Genomic DNA, 18239 nt, shown 5'->3' with positions numbered 1-18239 from the left:
GTATTCTATCATTCTTTTCGGAGACTACCGCTTTTGCTTCTCGTTTTCGCGTAAGCAGCAATCAGCAATGTTCCGATAATCCCGACTGTCACCATGTTGGACACACCCGCGACAATGCCTTGTAAAAATACTTTATTGGCAGGTTCCGCATAGATAAGGATGTCGAGCAAAGGGGCAACAAGAAACCATCCGATTGCTTGGGCAATGACTTGTACGATATTAAACAGAAAAATCTTTTTGCCGTTTAGAATGCCGGATTCGATGTCTATTTTTTTCGAAACAAGGCCGAATAAGAAGCCGACAAGGGTAGAAACGATCACCCAGCTCCACCAGATAGACCCGTAAGAAATGGCATCCTTTAAGGCATGCCCGATCAAGCCAATCAGGGCGCCTGCAACTGGGCCGTATACAATCGACATAAGGGCAAGAAAAGCATAAGACGTTTCAATGGTCGTATTCGGGATGCCGGTCGGGATGGAAACAAACCTGCCCAAAATAATAAAAACGGCAGCGCCAATCCCGATTGCAACAATTGTGACGATCGATCTTCTGTTTGATTGCATGTCGTGTTCCCCCTATTTTTGATATACAATTTTCGGTGCTTTGCGGATGGTAATGTTCCATTTGATACCGGTATCGATATGGTAGGCTTTTGCGAAAGAGCCCTGGTTGATGGCGATGCCGAGTTTGTACAGGGAATTGATGTACAAAAGCGGTTCGCCAATATGGCTGTCGGCAAAAGAATGGCCGAATGTCATAATGTTTTTATAATGCTGGCGGGATTCGTTAAAAATCGTGACTTCGAACGAATCGCCGTAGTTGACGTCCAATTGCCTGAACAAGGAAGAATCAATATTGGTCCATAAATTGCCGAAACGGACATCCAGCGTATCGATCGTGCCTGTAATCACGCCATCCTGAAGCTCCGGTGCTTTTCTCGGCAGTTCAATAATGGAGTCAGCCGGAATTTCCGGCCCGATTTCTTCAAAACGGATCACCCCGGCAGCCAGCTTTGCGCCGGTGTAGGCATATACATCACGGCCGTGAAACGTATACGATTCTTCTGAATGCGGGAGCCGGTTGGTGGTTTCGTCAATTTCTCTGGCGGCCACAATCGTGTCTTTAATGTGGGTCAGGGTGCCGTTATCCGGTGTGATGATGTACTGGCCGTTTGCCGTTTTGGCGGCAATGCTGCGCCGATCGGATCCGACACCGGGGTCGACCACGCTCACAAACACGGTATCCGCCGGCCAGTAGGAAATCGTCTGGTACAGCCGGTAAGAAGCTTCCCAAATATGGTAGGGTGGAATTTCATGGGTCAAGTTAAAGATTCGGAGCGCTGGGTCAACCGAGACTGCTACCCCGTTCATCGCGGCTACGGCGCCGTCGCATAATCCGAAGTCTGTTTGAAGTACCAATGGTTTTGTCATATCATTTCCTCCTTGAATTTTGAAAAATAAAAAACCACGCCCCTATACGATAAGGGCGTGGTTTGAATTCACGCGGTACCACCTTCGTTCACTGTTTACTCACATAAACAGCCTTAGCCAGTACGGGAGCCTGCAATCTCCTTATACTGCGGCGCTTTAACGGGCGCTCTTCCCGCCGGAACCTACTTACGGTTAAGCTTTCAGCACGGAACTCCAAGGCCATTTTTCCGGTTCGTCCTTTTGCTTCTTTTCAGCAACCGAAGCTCTCTGTGAAAATTCGTGAACCGTACTTTTCCTTTTCCTCGTTTTTGGAATGAACTTTGAATTCATTATAGGATTAATCATTTGAAATTTCAAGATAAAATTTTATAATTTTGCTTTTTCATCAAATCCCGTCTTCTATCCTGAAAATATACATCAGCTGATTTTCGTCTTTTTGCTGGTGCCGCGCTCACTGCTGTATTGGTGTCTAATTGCGGCCGTGCCGTTTCCGGGTTGGTTGCAGATGAAAACGGCACGATTTCTGACGCTCCGCCGGTTATTGCGCCGTATACCCTCCGTCAAGCACGGCTGCCTGGCCGGTGATACCTTTTGCTTTATTGCTAACCAAAAAAACGGCATAATCAGCGATTTCTGTGACAGAAAGCAGCCGTTTTTGCGGGACAAGGGGATAAATCACTTCCTCAAGTACTTTTTCAAAAGGCACTTTCCGCGTTTCTGCCAGGTCTTTCAGCTGGTTGCGTACAAGCGGCGTGTCGACATAGCCCGGGCAAATGGCGTTGACACGAATGCCATGCTCCGCCCCTTCCAAAGCGGCTACTTTCGTCAACCCGATCACCCCGTGTTTGGCGCTGTTGTAGGCGGCTTTGCCGGCAAACCCGATCAGACCGTTAACGGATGCCATGTTTAAAATCGTGCCGCCGCCCTGTTTTTTCATGATGGGGAAAGCATATTTGATGGCCATAAAAGGGGCTGTCAGCATGACTTTAATCAGCAGTTCAAATTTCTCTGTCGGAAAGGCTTCAATCGGCGAGACGTACTGGAGCCCGGCGTTGTTAACGAGAATATCCAGACGGCCGAATGTGCCTGCCGTTGTTTCGATCACTTGCTTCAAGTCCTTTTCGATCGTGACATCACACGGTGCAGAGACAGCGCCCAATTCATCAGCTGCTTTCTGGCTTGCTTCGGCGTTTTTATCGGAAATCACGACATTGGCGCCTTCTGTTTTAAAAGCGCGCGCAATGGCAAGGCCGATGCCGCTTCCTGCTCCTGTCACAAGCGCGGTTTTTCCTTCAAGGCATTTTTCCATCCCTTTTTCCTCCCTGTAATTCGGATCAAATGATGCCAAATATGGTGTAGAGTGCAATGGCAAAGAAAACAGAAACGGTTTTAATGATGGTGACGGCAAAAATATCACGATAAGACTGCTTGTGCGTCAAACCTGTAACGGCAAGCAGCGTAATGACCGCACCGTTATGCGGAAGGGTATCCATACCGCCGGATGCCATGGCAACAACACGGTGCATGACTTCGGGCGGAATATGGGCAGCGGCAATGGCTTTGTTGTACTGATCCGCCATCGCGCTCAGTGCAATCCCCATGCCGCCCGATGCCGAGCCGGTCACCCCGGCAAGCGTTGTTGTTGTTACTGCGCCGTTTACAAGCGGATTTGTAAACGTATGGGAAATGCCGTGGCTGATCGTTGTAAAACCGGGAAGCGAGGCAATAACGCCGCCAAACCCGTATTCAGCTCCGGTATTCATCGTTGCGAGCAGAGATCCGCCGATACTTGCATTCAATCCTTCTTTTATATTTTTCGGTACCCTTTTCCAGTCAAAAGCAACCGTTGCCAAAATGCCCATGACAAGCGCCATTTCCACCGCCCAAATGGCAGCCACCGCGTTGATGTCCACCGTGCCAAAAGCGTCAAGGCCGATTTTGGAAAAATCGAATCCGTCCGGGTACCATTTCGGGATATAGGTGGTAAAAACTTTGTTCATGACACCGACAAGAACGAGCGGGACGAAAGCAAAAATCTGCCTGGCCAGCGATTGGCTTGCGGAAAGATCCGGTGCTGGTTCCTGTTCGGCTTCAAGCGCCGCGGCCGTTTCTGAAGGAAAACCGTAATAGCCCTCGCCGGATTTTTCCGCTTTTTTCCGCCTGTATTCCAAGTATAACAGGCCGCATATCAGCACGAATGCACCGCCGAGCAGACCGAGAATCGGTGCTGCATAAATGTCCGTTTTAAAGAAAGTGGTGGGGATCACGTTTTGGATTTGCGGCGTGCCAGGCAAAGCATCCATCGTAAACGTTAAGGTTCCTAAAGCGATTGTCCCGGGAATGAGCCGTTTCGGAATATCCGCTTCCCGAAACATTTGGGCGGCAAACGGATAGATCGCAAACACGGCTACAAACAAGCTTACACCGCTGTAGGTCAGAATCGCTCCAAGCAGCACGATGGCAAGCATCGCCCGTTTTGCGCCGATGAGCTGGACGATCGTTTTGGCAATAGATTCTGCAATCCCGCTCATTTCCACCACTTTGCCGAAAATGGCACCTAAAAGGAAGACAGCAAAATAAGATTTAATAAAGCTGACCATCTTTTCCATAAACACATTTGAAAAGAACGGGAGCACATATTCCGGCGCCGTCAATAGTACGGCGAGCAGCGCGCACAAAGGGGCAAACAGGATCACCGAGTACCCCCTGTATGCAACAAATATTAATAGGCCCAGCGATAATAAAATGACGAAAAAGTCCATCTTCATCCCCCATTTTTCAATTTGAGAAAACGGTTACATTTATGAGCGTATCCGATTTGCCAGCAAACCTGTTTCCATAATCATAATAAAATGCAGCTGCCACAGTTGAATCAGCTTTCGATTGCAAGCATTACCCCAAAGTATTGTTGCAAAAGCGTCCGAGGATCTGCCCGGGTTTTTCAACTCATTCGGACAACCGGACTGCAAAAAAGAAAGCAGAAGCCGCCACGCCGGGCAGCTCCTTGATTTTTACCACCTTGCTGTCAGCATTTTCCGGCGGGTGTAGAATTCGACGCCGTCTGTGCCATTTGCGTGAAGGTCGCCGAAGAAGGAATTTTTCCAGCCGGAAAACGGGAAAAAGGCCATGGGCGCAGGCACCCCAATATTAACGCCAAGCATGCCGGCCTGGATCTTTTCCCTGAAGTAGCGGACATTGCTGCCGTCTTTCGTAAACAGACAGGCGCCGTTACCAAACTCAGACTGGTTTGCCACTTCAATGGCTTCTTTCAGGCTTCCCACGCGCACAACGGAGAGGACCGGCGCAAAAATTTCATCTTTCCAAATGCGCATATCCGGGGTGACTTTGTCAAAGATGGTCGGCCCGAGGAAATAGCCATCGCCGTGCGTAGCCGCATCTTTTCTGCCGTCCCTCACCAAAACGGCGCCTTCTGCTATTCCGGTTTCGATATATTTTTCCGTACGTTCTTTATGTTCTTTTCTGATAACCGGTCCGAGGAACACACCTTCATCGAGGCCGTTGCCGATTTGGATTTCATCCGCTTTCTGCTTCAGTTTTTGCAAAAGCGGTTCGGCTGTGTTTCCGACAGCGACCACAACCGAGCAGGCCATGCACCGTTCGCCGGCTGACCCGAAAGCAGCGCCGATTACTTCTTTTACCGCGGTGTCCAGATCGGCATCCGGCATCACGATCGTATGGTTTTTGGCGCCTGCTAATGCCTGCACCCGTTTTCCGTTGGCTGCCGCGGTTTTATACACATATTCAGCCACTGGTTTTGACCCGACAAAGGAGATTGCGGGCACGTCTTCGTGTTCCAATAGACGGTTGACAACATCATGTGCGCCATGGACGATATTGAGCACGCCATCCGGCAGACCTGCTTCCCGGAACAATTCTGCAAGCCGGTTGGCAAGAAGTGGTGTGCGTTCCGACGGTTTCAGGACAAAGGTATTCCCCATCGCGATAGCCAGTGGAAACATCCAGCACGGCACCATCATCGGAAAATTGAACGGTGTAATGCCGCCTACAACACCGACCGGGTAGCGGTACATGCCGGATTCCATATTGGTTGCAATATCCGGCAGCTGTTTTCCCATCATGAGTGAAGGGGCACCTGCGGCAAACTCCACACATTCAATGCCGCGCTGCACTTCCCCGTAAGCTTCCGTATAGCTTTTTCCATTTTCCTCGGTAATCATTTTGGCGAGTTCATCCCAATGGTCCACAAGCAGCTGCTGGAATTTGAACAAGATACGCGCACGTTTCGGAACGGGCGTTGTACTCCACGTTTTGAAAGCCTCTTTTGCTGCTTCTACCGCTTCATCGACATCAAGCGCAACGGAGAGCGGCACTTCTGCAAGCAGGTCGTCTGTCGCAGGATTCGGGACAGCCTGGTAACGGGTTGTTTGCGGCTCAATCCATTTGCCGCCCACATAGTTTTTTAAAATATTTTTCGTCGTTGTGTTCAACGTCAACAGCTCCTTTTTAGAAATGAAATACAATATGTTTTCAATGATGGGGCACAGCTGCAAAGGCAAATCAGCTGTGAATTTGTATTTAAGTTTTGCCCCAGTTTGCACGATGGTTGATTTTTGACAAAACAGGGTACAGCGTAGCAATGATCCGGCCATTTTATACCGAAAAAATTTTCAGAGTGAGCGCTCATGCCGCTTTTTCCCGTTGTAAATTTTCCGGATAAGCACGCCGTCCGCAAATCAGCGGCCGCAATTTTTCAGGATAGGCGGCCATTTAACGCGGTACCAGCCGAAGATTAAAAATCAGTCGCTGCAAACTTCCAGAATCGGCCAGCCTAAAACATGGACCGACATGCAGCATATGGAATCTGAAAAGGCCGGCTGCTCTATCCCCGGGCCTGCACTTCCCCGGAAAACTGGTAATCATAGCAAACAAGATATAAATCTTCTATTTCCTTTTGCGAAGGAACCCTTGGATTGTTTTGCGGGCTGCCGCTGGCAAGGGCATCAGAAGCCATTTTGTTGATGGCGCTTTCAAACGGTTGCTGTGGAATGCCCCAGCCTCTTAAATTCGGGATATTTAAATCAAGGCACAGCTGTTTGACGGCACGGACGGCAAGATCAGCCGCTTCTTTGCCGGACAGGTCTTTCTCTTCCGGTGAAAAAATTTTCCCGATATCCGCGAGCCTTTCCAAACAGGCGGATTTGCTGAATTCGAGCACGGCAGGCAACAGCATGGCATTCGATACGCCGTGCGGGACGTGGAAGAGTGCGCCGATCGGCCGGCTCATTCCGTGCACAAGGCAGACAGAAGCGTTGGAAAATGCCATCCCCGCTTGCAAAGAACCGAGCGACATGGCGTCGCGCGCTTCCATATTTTCCCCATCTTCGTAGGCACTTTTTAAGTTCGGGATGATAAGCCGCATAGCGGACAGGGCAAGCGTATCGGTTAACGGATGGGCCCTTCTTGAAATATACGCTTCAATCGCATGGCTTAAGGCATCTACACCGGTTGCCGCTGTCACCGATTTCGGGGAAGACTTTGACAAAACAGGGTCCACAATCGCGACAGCCGGCATAAAGGCAGGCTGCTTGATCATCATTTTGACATCATTGGCAGTATTCGTAATGATCGTGGCGTCTGTCGCTTCTGACCCCGTTCCGGCCGTTGTCGGAACCGCAATATGCGGGACAGGCGGCTTTTCTGCTATTTTCCTTCCGCCCATGTAATCGCCGATATAACCACCGTTCGTTGCGACAACGGCAACGGCCTTGGCTGTGTCAATGCAACTGCCGCCCCCGAGAGAAACCAGCAGGTCGCAACTTTCCTGTTGAAAAAGGGCGAGCGCTTCAGAGACATAGTGGTCAACCGGTTCTGAATGGACACCTGTATATACGGCGCTTTTCACACCGGCTTCCTGCAAAATGCGCTGGCACGCATCCGCGTTTCCAAGCCCGGCCATGATTTTATCTGTGACAATTAAAGCTTTTTTTCCTCTTCGGGCCGCCTCTTCACCGATTTTTTCAAAAGCTTGTTTTCCGTAAAGAATGGTTTGCGGGGTCCGGAATACGGCTTGCCTCATTTTATTTTCACTCCTTTTGTGATGCTGCCTTTTTAAATGCAAAAAGCATGCCAAAAGCGTCTCGCAGAACTGGGCCTGTTTCATGCCGGGAAAGTGTAGGAAAAACACGACAATTGTAGCGGACTGGCTACACTACAGGCGCTACAAGTTATATTTTTTGATTTTCTGGTAAAGCGTTGTGCGGTGGATACCGAGCAGTTCCGCCGCTTTCGTCTTATTGCCGCCCGCATTTTTCAGCGCCCGGATAATGAGTGCTTTTTCTTGCGCCTCGCCCGCTTCTCTGGCGCGGCTGATCAAAGATTCAGCGTAGATGTCTTTTGCCGGTTGAACCTCATGAATCGCTTCCGGCAGATCGCCACGGCTGATTTCCGGCCCGTCGGCGAGTGTCACAAGCCTTTCCACCGTATTGGCCAGTTCCCTTACATTTCCTTTCCATCCGTAAGCCATCATCGCTGCAACTGCCTCTGAACTGATCCTTTTTTCAGGCAAATCGTAACGCCGGCAAAACGCCTTCAGAAAATGGGAAACCAAATCCGGTATATCTTCTTTTCGTTCGCGGAGCGGGGGCAAATGGATCCGGATAATATTCAGCCGGTAATATAAATCCGCCCGGAACGTGCCGGCTTCTACCATTTCTTCAAGATTGCGATTGGTAGCGGCGACAATCCTCACATTCGTTTTATATTTTTTTACGCCGCCAACCCGCTCGGCTTCTTTTTCCTGAATGGCACGCAGCAGTTTCGTCTGCATGGCGGGCGATAATTCCCCGATTTCGTCCAAAAACAGCGTGCCATTTTCCGCCAATTCAAATTTCCCGGGCTTCCCGCCTTTTTTTGCGCCGGTAAACGCGCCTTCTTCGTAACCAAACAGCTCGGATTCAAACAAAGGCTCCGGAATCGCGCCGCAGTTGACGGTAATAAACGGCCCCCGTGCATACGGGCTCAATTGGTGGATGCTTTTGGCAAACAGCTCCTTTCCAGTTCCGCTTTCCCCTGTTATCAAGACCGTTGCCGAAGTCCGTGCCGCCCTTCTTGCCAGCCGTTTTACGCGGGAGATGCTTTCGCTCGTTCCTAAAATTTGTGTGAAGCCGGCTTGATCCGGCATCTTTTTGGAACCTGTTTTTTCTTTCCGGGCGGACAAAGTATCCTGCTGCAGCCGCTCAAAAATTTGATACAATTCCGAGACGCCTTCAAAAATCAGCATGCCAATCGCGCCGACTACCCGGCCCCCTTTCCAAATCGGGATACGGTGGACGACCATTGCCTGCCCCTGAATATATTGGATGACACCGCGCTCAGGGATGGCCGTTTTAACAGTGACATGCAGATTGGTATTTTCAATGACTTCGGTGACATGCCGCCCGATCGCATCTTCCCGTTTGATGCCTGTAAACCGGCTGTATGCCTCGTTGAATTCGATGAGAATACCGTTTTCATCAACAACGGCAATGCCTTCATAGGCGCTCTCCAATACGGCGTTTAAAATCTCTGCTGTGTTTTTTGTTTGCGCCATTTGCCGGATATAGTGCGCAAGGCCGTCCAATAGATCCTGCCTTGTAAGGATGCCGGTGCATTTCCGGTTTTCATTCACGACCGGAAATGCAGTAAAAGGCAGGGACAACAACTCAAGCAGGCTGTCTTGTTCAGAGATTGCAACAAAATTTCTCTTCGGCAGGGCGCGCAAGACCGGTTCGTTTTCCATATGATCCAACAATGCGGCGAGGACATGATGCAGCGTCAGCATCCCGACTGGCTGGTCGGTTTCATCTGCGACCACAAGGCTGCTTAAATTTTGCTCGCGCATGATGCATGCTGCTTCCCGGAACACGGTCTCCGGCCGGATGATATAAGGGCAAGGGGACATCCAGACACCTGCTTTTAACATGCTTTCCGTTTTTTCATAGTAAAGCGGTTTTGCCATTTCTCATTCCCCTTTTTGAAACGAAGGCTGCCGGCATACCCGGCACCATTCCGTTTAAATCGTTTTTAAGCATGCAACGAATAACTTCTTCTTTTCTTGCCGATTTCCTTTTGAAAAGTGCCATTTGTAAAATTTTTTTGCCGGATCAGCATGATTTATCATGGGAAAAAGTTTGCTGTTTGGAGGAAAAAGGGAAAAGGTTGCATGAGCGTATAGTAAAATGAAAAAAGGGTGGTCCGTGATGAAGGAAGAAAAAATGCGTTTTCCATTAAGCCCTAAGGCCAATCCGCAGGCTGTTATAACTGGGGAGCATTACCGGTTTACCGTGCTGACGCCGAAGCTGATTCGCTTGGAATATGCGGAAAACGGCATGTTTGAAGACAGGGCGACACAAACCGTGCTGAACCGGGCGTTTCCGGTACCGGCATTCCGGAAGTTGGAAAACGATGTTTCGCTTGAAATCATCACCGAAGCTTTCCATCTGCACTACCTTAAGAAAGGCCCGTTTTCGCCGAATGCACTTTTTATTGATGTGAAAAGCAATTTTACAAACCACAAGAACCGCTGGTATTTCGGAACACCGGTGGAAACATTGAAAGGCACAGCCAGAACGCTGGACCAGGTGGATGGGGAAATCGATTTGGAAGAAGGCATTCTTTCTAAAAAAGGTTACGCGGTGCTGGATGATTCGGAATCTTTTATTCTTGTTGATGAAGAGACGATTGAACCGCGCAAGAACAAAGGCGTGGATCTTTATTTTTTTGCGTACGGCCGCAGTTATCTGGAGGCATTGCGTGATTTTTACAAACTGACAGGGGCGCCACCGCTTTTGCCCCGGTTTGTGTTCGGAAACTGGTGGAGCCGGTACTGGCCGTATAAAGAGCAGGAATATAAAACGCTTGTGGAGCGGTTTGAAAACGAGGATATTCCTTTTTCTGTCGCCGTGCTGGACATGGACTGGCATCTTGTGGATATTCCGGCAAAATACGGGAGCGGCTGGACAGGCTATACGTGGAATAAGGAGCTGTTTCCGGATCCAAAATCGTTCTTGGACTGGCTGCATGCACGGCATTTAAAAGTAACGCTCAATCTGCATCCGGCCGACGGGGTGCGTGCCTATGAGGAAATGTATCCGGAAATGGCTGTAAAAATGGGCATCGACCCGGAGACGGGAGACCCGATTTTATTCGATATCAACAACCGCTTTTTCCGTGATGCGTATTTTGCGTACTTGCACCATCCGCAGGAAAAAGACGGCGTTGACTTTTGGTGGATTGACTGGCAGCAGGGGACAAACAGTTCGATTGAAGGGCTTGATCCTTTGTGGCTTTTGAATCATTTCCACACCTTGGACAGGTTGAAGTCCGGAAAGCGCCCGCTCATTTTATCACGCTACGCCGGCGCCGGCAGCCACCGTTATCCCATCGGTTTTTCCGGCGATACCGTTGTATCCTGGGACTCTTACCGGTTTCAGCCGTATTTTACGGCAACAGCTTCAAATATTGGCTACTCATGGTGGAGCCATGATATCGGCGGCCACTTCGGCGGGGCGCGTGATGACGAACTGGCTGTGCGCTGGGTGCAGTTTGGCACTTTCAGCCCGATCTTGCGCCTGCACAGTACGCAGAGTGAATTCATGGGGAAAGAGCCGTGGAAATACGGGAAAGAAGCGGCGGATGCAATCAAGGCATTTCTACGGTTAAGGCACCGGCTGGTTCCGTATCTTTACACGATGAACTGGCGGACGCATCATGACTTACTGCCGCTTGTCATGCCAATGTATGATTTGTATCCGCTTAATGAAGAAGCGTATGATGTCCGGCACCAGTACTTTTTCGGCAGCGAACTGGTCGTTGCACCGGTGATGGAAAAAAGAAATCCGGCGCTTGGTCTCGCGTGTGTAAAGGTATGGCTGCCGTTTGGCACGTGGTACGACTTTTTTACCGGCCACCGTTATGAAGGCGGCACGAGGTTAAACGTGTACAGAGGGCTTGGCCGTTTGCCTGTTTTTGCGAAAGCCGGCGCGATCATTCCACTTGCGGGGCACTGCCCACATAAAAATGGAACCGGAAATCCGAAGCAACTGGATGTACTGGTTTTTCCGGGGAGCACAAATACCTTTGTACTGTATGAAGATGACGGGGAAACGCTGGCATATGAAGATGGGGCGTATGCCTTGACGAGATTTGAACTCGACTGGGAGGAGCAGAAATTTATTGTGCATCCGGTTGAGGGCGACTTGCGTGTTTTGCCTGTTCCAAGAGAGATCCGGATGCTGTTTCGCGGATTCGGAAACATCGAAATATCCGGGTATTCGGCATCCTATGACGAGGCAACAGATACAATGATTGTGCGGATTGCAGCATACGATCCGAAAAAAGGGGCTGCGGTTTCATTTTCGGCCGGCACGCACGATGTTCGCGCACGCCGCTTGCAGGATTTTTACGGGCTGCTAAACGCGGCACAGATTGCTTATCGTTTGAAAGAGGAGATTTATACTTTGGCCCGGGAAGAAGAGGCGCCTTTGAAAATACTGGCCCGGCTGCGCACCATGAATCTCGACCCGGATTTGTTTGATGCGGTGTTTGAGCTGATCTACAGGGAATAAAGCGGCTGCCTGCCGGGGACAGTTTTTTTGGTGCTGCCTGATGTATTTCATAGGTGTGCTGATTGGATTTGGCGGGTAATTCCCGGAAGGCATACTATTAGATTTGGCAAATGAATTTTGAATGTAAAGTATAAGGATAGAAAAGATGAGTTCAGAAAATCCGGAACTTAAGCCAGGGGAATTATTGCCATTGGGAAGGGAACTTGCAGTTGGGTTATCCGGATTTGGAAAACGGTACGCTTGCTGGTTGCGGGTCAACCGGCAAAATCCGCCTCAACCTGTCGAAAAAAGACAAAATGAGAAGGAAACCAGACTGCCTGCTTCGAATATCTTTAAAGAAGAAGAGAAATTGAGGGGGGACCAAATGGACCGGATTGAACAGCTTGAACTAAGAGTGGCCGTTTTGGAACAGGAAGTGGCAACATTAAAAACTGACCTTGCAGCGAAACAGGGAAACCAGCCGGCCAAAAGGGAAGCCGCTCAAAGCACCATACCAACCACAACCAGCACGCCGGATAAACGGGTTGAGAAAACCGCACCACGCATAGAGGATGCTGAGACACCGGTGCAGAAAACACCGGTTCAGGCGAAGTCGGAACCGGTTGATTGGGAATACCGACTCGGGAGGGTGTGGCTGCCGAGAATCTTTATTTTCGTGCTGCTTCTGGGCATCATTTTTGCCTTTACCATTGTGGCCATTGCGGGGACGGAACTAATCAGGGTTTTGCTCGGTTTTGGCGTGGCCGCTGTGCTGTACTTTTTTGGGGAGAGACAGATTAAGAAACAAATGGTGGCACTTGGAACCGTGCTGCTGTCCGGCGCCGTTTCCGTTGCTATTTTGACGACGTTTGCGATGCATGTTTTGTACGGTTTCGTGCCGCCTTTCATTGCATTTATCCTGAACCTGATCTGGATCGGGCTTGGGCTGTTTCTTTCTGACCGGCACCGTTCGGAAGCGATTGCGATTTTAACTGCATGTGCCGGGTATCTTGTGCCGTTTTTGGTTGAAGGAAAGGAACATGCCGCCCATTTTGTTATTTGGTATGAAACGGCATTTTATGCGCTTTTGCTCTTGTTTGCCGTCCGGAAATCTTACAAAGCGCTGTTTTATATGGCAAGTGGGCTGTGGCATGCCGCCGTTTTTATCCTTTATATCAATCTTTTGATCGATCAAGTTGGTGCAGGGATCTCGTATTCTGTTGTGCTTGGGGCGATCATTCAGCATGCGCTGCTTTGCTGGGTCGCTTTTTACAAGAAGGGAATGGGAGAGGCAACGGTGCCGGTCTTATTCTCAAGCTTTGTGCTGACAACCGGATGGGCTTATAGTACGCTGGAGGAAGTGCCGGGCATATTGCTGCAAGCATCGCTTCAACATGCGCTGTTTAATCTATACTTATTGGCCGCTGCAGTCGCTTACGGCTGGTTTGCCTACTACGGCCGGGAAAAACAAAACCGGGAGCAGATCTCTGTCTCCATTTCCATTTGTACAGTAAGCGTTGTTTATTTCCTGTACCAAATTTTGCCTGATCATGTGTTAAATCTTGCCGTGTATTTTATTGTAGCCACGGTCGCCATTTATCTTGGCTTTCATTTTAAAGCAGTCATTCAGCAGGTTATCGGGTTATTGCTTTATATTTTTACAACTTTTCAATTATTTTCCACCGTATGGATCCGGGATGTGTTCAGTGCGGAGACTTTCGTGTGGCTTGTTGTGATCGGGACGATGCTGTTTTTCTACCGGATGCTGGCTGCAGCTTCGTTGAAACAGGAAGGGCTGAAAAACTTTATGATCGCCGTAAATGCCTTTTTTCATCTTGTTTTTCTTACCCAGCTGGCAGGTGCGGTTGCAGAAAGCTGGTCCGTCAGCCTGCGGATGATGCTCCAGTCTTTTGTCTGGATGGTATATGCTGCAGCTGGAGTGGCGCTCGGGGTTTGGAAAGACAATAAGAAGATCCGGCTCGCGGGGATGATCCTGCTTTTGATCACGCTTTGTAAACTGATTTTTGTCGATATGCATACCGTCAACCTTTTCATCCGGACGATTTTGTTTATTGCGCTCGGGACGGTCGGGTTGATTGTGTCAAGGCTGTTCTATGTGAAAAAATAGTGTGTTATTGCCTTGCACCTATCACCTGAAAGAAGGCAGGTGATAGGTGCAGTTTTTTTAAAAAAATATGGCTGAAGAGGCGGGCAGTTTCATACGAAACCTGCGCAAAAACAGGGCTGTGCCGGGCATTTCCGGTACAGCCCTGTCCTATTTTCCAAGTATATCCGCCTGGACGATGCATATATTGTATTGAAAACGAAGAAATGAAAGCGTAATCATTATTCAAAAGGGGGACGAACAATGGATTTCACGCTGTCAGATGAGCAAAAAATGATTCAGCGAACGGTGCGGGAGTTTGTAAAAAAAGAATTGATGCCTCTCGAGCAGGAGGTTTTAAAAAATGAACGCGAGGGGCGGCCGGGCCTGGCGGATAGCGTCATAAAAAATTTGCAAAAGAAAGCGAAGGCAGCCGGTTTCTGGGGGATTAATACGCCGGAAGAATATGGCGGCGCGAACCTCGGCCCCGTGATGACGGCGCTCCTCCAAATGGAACTCGGGCGCACCTTTGTCCCGTTCAGCTTCGGCGGTTCGGCGGATAATATTTTGTATGACTGTAATGAGGAACAAAAGCAAAAATATTTAATCCCGGTCATCAATGGAGAGCGGCGGTCATGCTTTGCCTTAACGGAACCGGGGGCGGGGTCTGATGCCGCGAATATTAAAATGACGGCCGTAAAAGACGGGGACCATTGGGTATTAAACGGCGAAAAAGTGTTCATTACAAACGGCAATGAAGCCGATTTTGCGATGGTATTTGCCGTCACGGACAAGGAAAAAGGGGCAAACGGCGGGGTAACCTGCTTCCTTGTTGATCGTGATATGGGGTGGCGGTCGGAATACATCCAGACGATGGGGGAGTGGGGGCCTGCTTCGCTCGTGTTCGAGGATGTCCGGGTGCCTGAAGTAAATATTCTCGGCGAACTGGGCAAGGGGTTCAGCCTTGGGATGAAGTGGATCGGCCAAGGGCGCTGGCTCATTCCGGCCAGAGCGGTCGGTGCCTCGGAACGGTTATTGCAAATGGCAATGGACTACGCAAAAACACGCGTTACTTTTGGCAAGCCCATTGCAGAACGGCAGGCGATCCAATGGATGATTGCCGATTCTAATGTTGAAATTGAAGCAACACGGTGGCTCGTTCTCCATGCGGCATGGCTTTCTGAAACGGGAAAGGACAACCGTCACTATGCCTCGATTGCAAAACTGTACGGCAGCAATATGGCCAACCGGGTTGTGGACCGGGTGCTGCAAATTCACGGCGGCATGGGATATACGAAAGAACTGCCGATTGAACGGTGGTACCGGGAAATGCGGCTGTGGCGGATTTTCGAAGGCACGGACGAAATCCAGCGCTACATCATCTCCCGGAACCTGCTACGTGGGCATGTGAAAGTGGGGGAATTAATGGATTAACGGCTCATGCCCGGGCGGATAGAAAAAGCGCGTCTCCCGTCACTTTAACATAAATGGGGTGAAAAAATGCCGTTATTACAGGATTTGCTGGAACAAAACATTGCACAGTTTGGCGAATACCCGCTGTTTTATTACAGCGGGAAGGCTTACAGCAATCTGGATGCGCAAAAATACGCCAACCGGATTGCCGGGAACCTGCAAAAAAACGGTATCCGGAAAGGAGACCGGGTGCTCGTTTGCATGCCCAACTGCCCGGAAGTGCTGTTTTCCTATCAGGGCATCGCAAGGACCGGCGCCATCATCGTACCGGTCATGTTTTTGCTGCATGCTGAAGAAATCGCCTATATTCTTCGGAATTCCGGTGCCAGGGCTGTTATCACAGACGCCGCTACAATGCCAAAACTCAGGCAGGCCATTTCCGGATTGCCGGAAAAACCGGTTGTTTTTTCGGCGGACGGTATAACATCCGACCCGTTGGAAAATGCCTTCACGCCGGTAACGGGAATCCGGGAAGACCATCCCGCTGTCATTTTATATACATCGGGCACAACCGGCAGTCCAAAAGGGGTCATCTTAACGCACAGGAATTTGTATTCGAATGCGGTGAATGCCGCAGCAAACACGAAAGAGGGGCGCGAAGTGACAATTGGTGTCCTGCCGCTTGCCCATGTGTACGGACTGACTGTTTCAAATGTATGCTATATCAAAGGGTATTCTGTCGTTGTTTTTGCAAAATTTGAGCCGGAACAGATTTTTGCAGCAATTGAAAAATACCGGGTCCGGTCTTTCTCAGTTGTCCCGGCAATAGTGTATGCGATGTACCATCACCCGAAGGCAGAAGCGTACGACCTGTCGAGCCTCGAATCACTTGGCTCCGGTTCAGCGCCGCTGCCGGAAGCATTACGGCGGGGATTTCTGGATAAATTCGGGGTGGAGGTGCTGGAAGGCTACGGGCTGTCGGAAGCCGCGCCGGTTGTCAGTTCTTATAAGGAGGGCATGCCGTATAAACCAGGGTCTGTCGGTGTGCCGATCCCTGGCGTTGAGATTAAAATTGTGGACCCGAATGATTTGGAAGTGCCGGCTGGCGAGGTCGGGGAGCTGGTCGTCCGCGGCGATAACATCACCCCTGGCTATTACCAAAATAGAGAAGAAACAGCGCGGGTTTTAAAGAACGGCTGGCTTTATACAGGGGATCTTGCGAAAGTGGATGAAGACGGCTATTTGTATATCGTCGACCGTAAAAAAGATTTAATCATTCGTGGCGGTTTTAATATTTATCCGCGTGATATCGAAGAACTGCTTGCCCGCCACCCCGCTGTGCTGGAGACAGCGGTGATCGGTGTGCCAGATGAGCGGATGGGGGAAGAAGTGCTCGCTTTTATCGTGAAGAAGCCGGGAGACGAAACATCAGCGCAGGATTTGGCCGCATATTGCCGCAAGCATCTCGCGAAAAACAAAGTGCCGAAAAAATTTGTCTTTCTAGATTACCTGCCGCGCAACGGGGTCGGGAAAATTTTAAAAACGCAGCTGAGGAAACAAGCTGCCGATTTGCAACCGTAATGGCGGTTGTTTTTTTGTGCAAGCGCTGTGTCCGGCACAGAAAAAGGCTTTTACAGGAAAAATAGCGGCGAAGCGGGCGCCGCTACTTGTTATTGGAGTTGTGTCGGGACAGAAGATGTGTGATAGAAAATATTTTCCCTTGTTAACTGAAAGTGCTGCAAAAATGCCTCAAAATAAGCTTCAAATGGTTCCCCATTACGCACAAGCCTGTCGAGGTGCTTGGCGATGCCGACAATTTCGGAAATCACAAGTTGCGGGTTCTGTTCTAGATTTTTCCGGAAATAAAAAATTTCTTCGTGGATCATTTCGTCCGGCGCCACACCCCGCTTTACAGCAGACCGCGTTTTTTCTTCGCGCTCATAAATTTTGTTGATATACCGCTTCAGCAATTCTTCATATGTTTTTCTGTCCACCACCCCTTTATGGTGTGAAGTGATGAAAATTTGCGCATCTGTTTCCAACGTGGTTTTCGCGGATGCGATAAAGGCGTCAATGTCAGAGTCGGCGTTGTTGTACCACGGTCCGAAAGAAGCCAGGTCAAAATCGCCGGCAAACAGGACACCGTGTTCCGGAAAATACGGGCAGCAGTATCCTTCCGTATGGCCGGGCGCATGGATCATCAACATTTTCGTCCCATAAACATTGAGCTCTTCCCCGTACGGATACCATTTTTCCGTAAGGTTCAGCACTGGCTGCCAGTGCGGGCGGTTCCAGTTTTCAGGCGGCTTTTCAAACAGCTGCTTCATCCACTTTTTGCGGCTCTCCGGGTCGGCCGGGCTCAGCATACCGCTCGCTTTTGCCAGCTCTTCAACATCATTCAGTTTTTTTACATCATATGGATTGATTTGAATTTCGGCGTCTTTAAACAGGTACGCGCCCCAAATATGGTCCAGATGGTAATGGGTCAAATAAACAGACCGAATGGCGTATTCCTTTTTTATGTCATTTAAAATTTGAAAGCCGCTGCCGCAGTCAACCAGCGCCGCCCCCTGCCCGCCCTCGACGAGAAGCGAGGTACTGAACGGGACGCGGCTGCCGTTTTCCCCCGCAATGACGGTAAGCGGCCCGAATTTCGTATATGCCATGGGTAAGGCCCCCCTTTAAAATGAATGGTCATTCATTTTTCTTTATTATAATGAATTTGAA

General features: G+C 49.7%; 12 protein-coding genes and 1 other annotated feature. Of the genes, 4 read left to right on the top strand and 8 right to left on the bottom strand.

The annotated features are described in order from the left end of the window. Positions 1-8: 8 nt before the first annotated feature. The 7 genes from NFR98_RS03185 to NFR98_RS03155 all read right to left on the bottom strand — a co-directional run bounded on the left by NFR98_RS03185 (position 9) and on the right by NFR98_RS03155 (position 9408). Positions 9-563, bottom strand: coding sequence for an ECF-type riboflavin transporter substrate-binding protein (locus tag NFR98_RS03185; RefSeq protein WP_014096104.1), 555 nt, complete (start codon positions 561-563; stop codon positions 9-11). 12 nt (positions 564-575) lie between these two features. After that, a complete protein-coding gene (locus NFR98_RS03180) occupies positions 576-1430 on the bottom strand; it encodes an SAM hydrolase/SAM-dependent halogenase family protein (RefSeq protein ID WP_014096103.1) in 855 nt (284 codons plus the stop codon). 48 nt (positions 1431-1478) lie between these two features. Further along, positions 1479-1742, bottom strand: a binding site (T-box leader). A 226-nt stretch (positions 1743-1968) separates the two neighbouring features. Next, positions 1969-2739 (bottom strand): 3-hydroxybutyrate dehydrogenase, encoded by a 771-nt coding sequence (locus NFR98_RS03175; RefSeq protein ID WP_014096102.1) that lies wholly within the window; start codon positions 2737-2739, stop codon positions 1969-1971. A gap of 25 nt (positions 2740-2764) precedes the next feature. Beyond that, on the bottom strand, positions 2765-4192 hold the full coding sequence (locus NFR98_RS03170) for a GntP family permease (RefSeq protein ID WP_061577403.1): 1428 nt from the start codon (positions 4190-4192) through the stop codon (positions 2765-2767). A gap of 249 nt (positions 4193-4441) precedes the next feature. Continuing rightward, complete coding sequence (locus NFR98_RS03165; protein WP_014096101.1) at positions 4442-5899, bottom strand: CoA-acylating methylmalonate-semialdehyde dehydrogenase; 1458 nt, start codon at positions 5897-5899, stop codon at positions 4442-4444. A 392-nt stretch (positions 5900-6291) separates the two neighbouring features. Beyond that, positions 6292-7488 (bottom strand): iron-containing alcohol dehydrogenase, encoded by a 1197-nt coding sequence (locus NFR98_RS03160; RefSeq protein WP_017551924.1) that lies wholly within the window; start codon positions 7486-7488, stop codon positions 6292-6294. Positions 7489-7629: 141 nt separating this feature from the next. Continuing rightward, complete coding sequence (locus NFR98_RS03155) at positions 7630-9408, bottom strand: sigma-54-dependent Fis family transcriptional regulator (protein WP_017551925.1); 1779 nt, start codon at positions 9406-9408, stop codon at positions 7630-7632. A 241-nt stretch (positions 9409-9649) separates the two neighbouring features. Between NFR98_RS03155 and NFR98_RS03150 the strand changes: the two genes are divergently transcribed. The 4 genes from NFR98_RS03150 (at position 9650) to NFR98_RS03135 (ending at position 17093) form a co-directional block, all read left to right on the top strand. Next, positions 9650-12016: a glycoside hydrolase family 31 protein gene (locus tag NFR98_RS03150; RefSeq protein ID WP_026104659.1), complete on the top strand. Its 2367-nt coding sequence runs from the start codon at positions 9650-9652 to the stop codon at positions 12014-12016. Positions 12017-12161: 145 nt separating this feature from the next. Next, positions 12162-14123 carry a DUF2339 domain-containing protein gene (locus tag NFR98_RS03145; RefSeq protein ID WP_251459671.1) on the top strand — a complete coding sequence of 654 codons (1962 nt, stop codon included), beginning with the start codon at positions 12162-12164 and terminating at the stop codon, positions 14121-14123. 240 nt (positions 14124-14363) lie between these two features. Then, on the top strand, positions 14364-15533 hold the full coding sequence (locus NFR98_RS03140; RefSeq protein WP_017551929.1) for an acyl-CoA dehydrogenase family protein: 1170 nt from the start codon (positions 14364-14366) through the stop codon (positions 15531-15533). Between the two features lie 66 nt (positions 15534-15599). Next, a complete protein-coding gene (locus tag NFR98_RS03135) occupies positions 15600-17093 on the top strand; it encodes a long-chain-fatty-acid--CoA ligase (protein ID WP_017551930.1) in 1494 nt (497 codons plus the stop codon). 89 nt (positions 17094-17182) lie between these two features. Here NFR98_RS03135 and NFR98_RS03130 read toward each other — a convergent pair whose 3' ends face one another. After that, positions 17183-18178 (bottom strand): MBL fold metallo-hydrolase, encoded by a 996-nt coding sequence (locus NFR98_RS03130; RefSeq protein ID WP_017551931.1) that lies wholly within the window; start codon positions 18176-18178, stop codon positions 17183-17185. Between the last annotated feature and the right edge of the window lie 61 nt (positions 18179-18239).

Source organism: Weizmannia agrestimuris (assembly GCF_943193165.1).
Taxonomy (GTDB): domain Bacteria; phylum Bacillota; class Bacilli; order Bacillales; family Bacillaceae_C; genus Weizmannia; species Weizmannia faecalis.
Note: the sequence above shows the minus strand (reverse complement) of the source record. Positions and strands in the feature narration are given on the sequence as shown.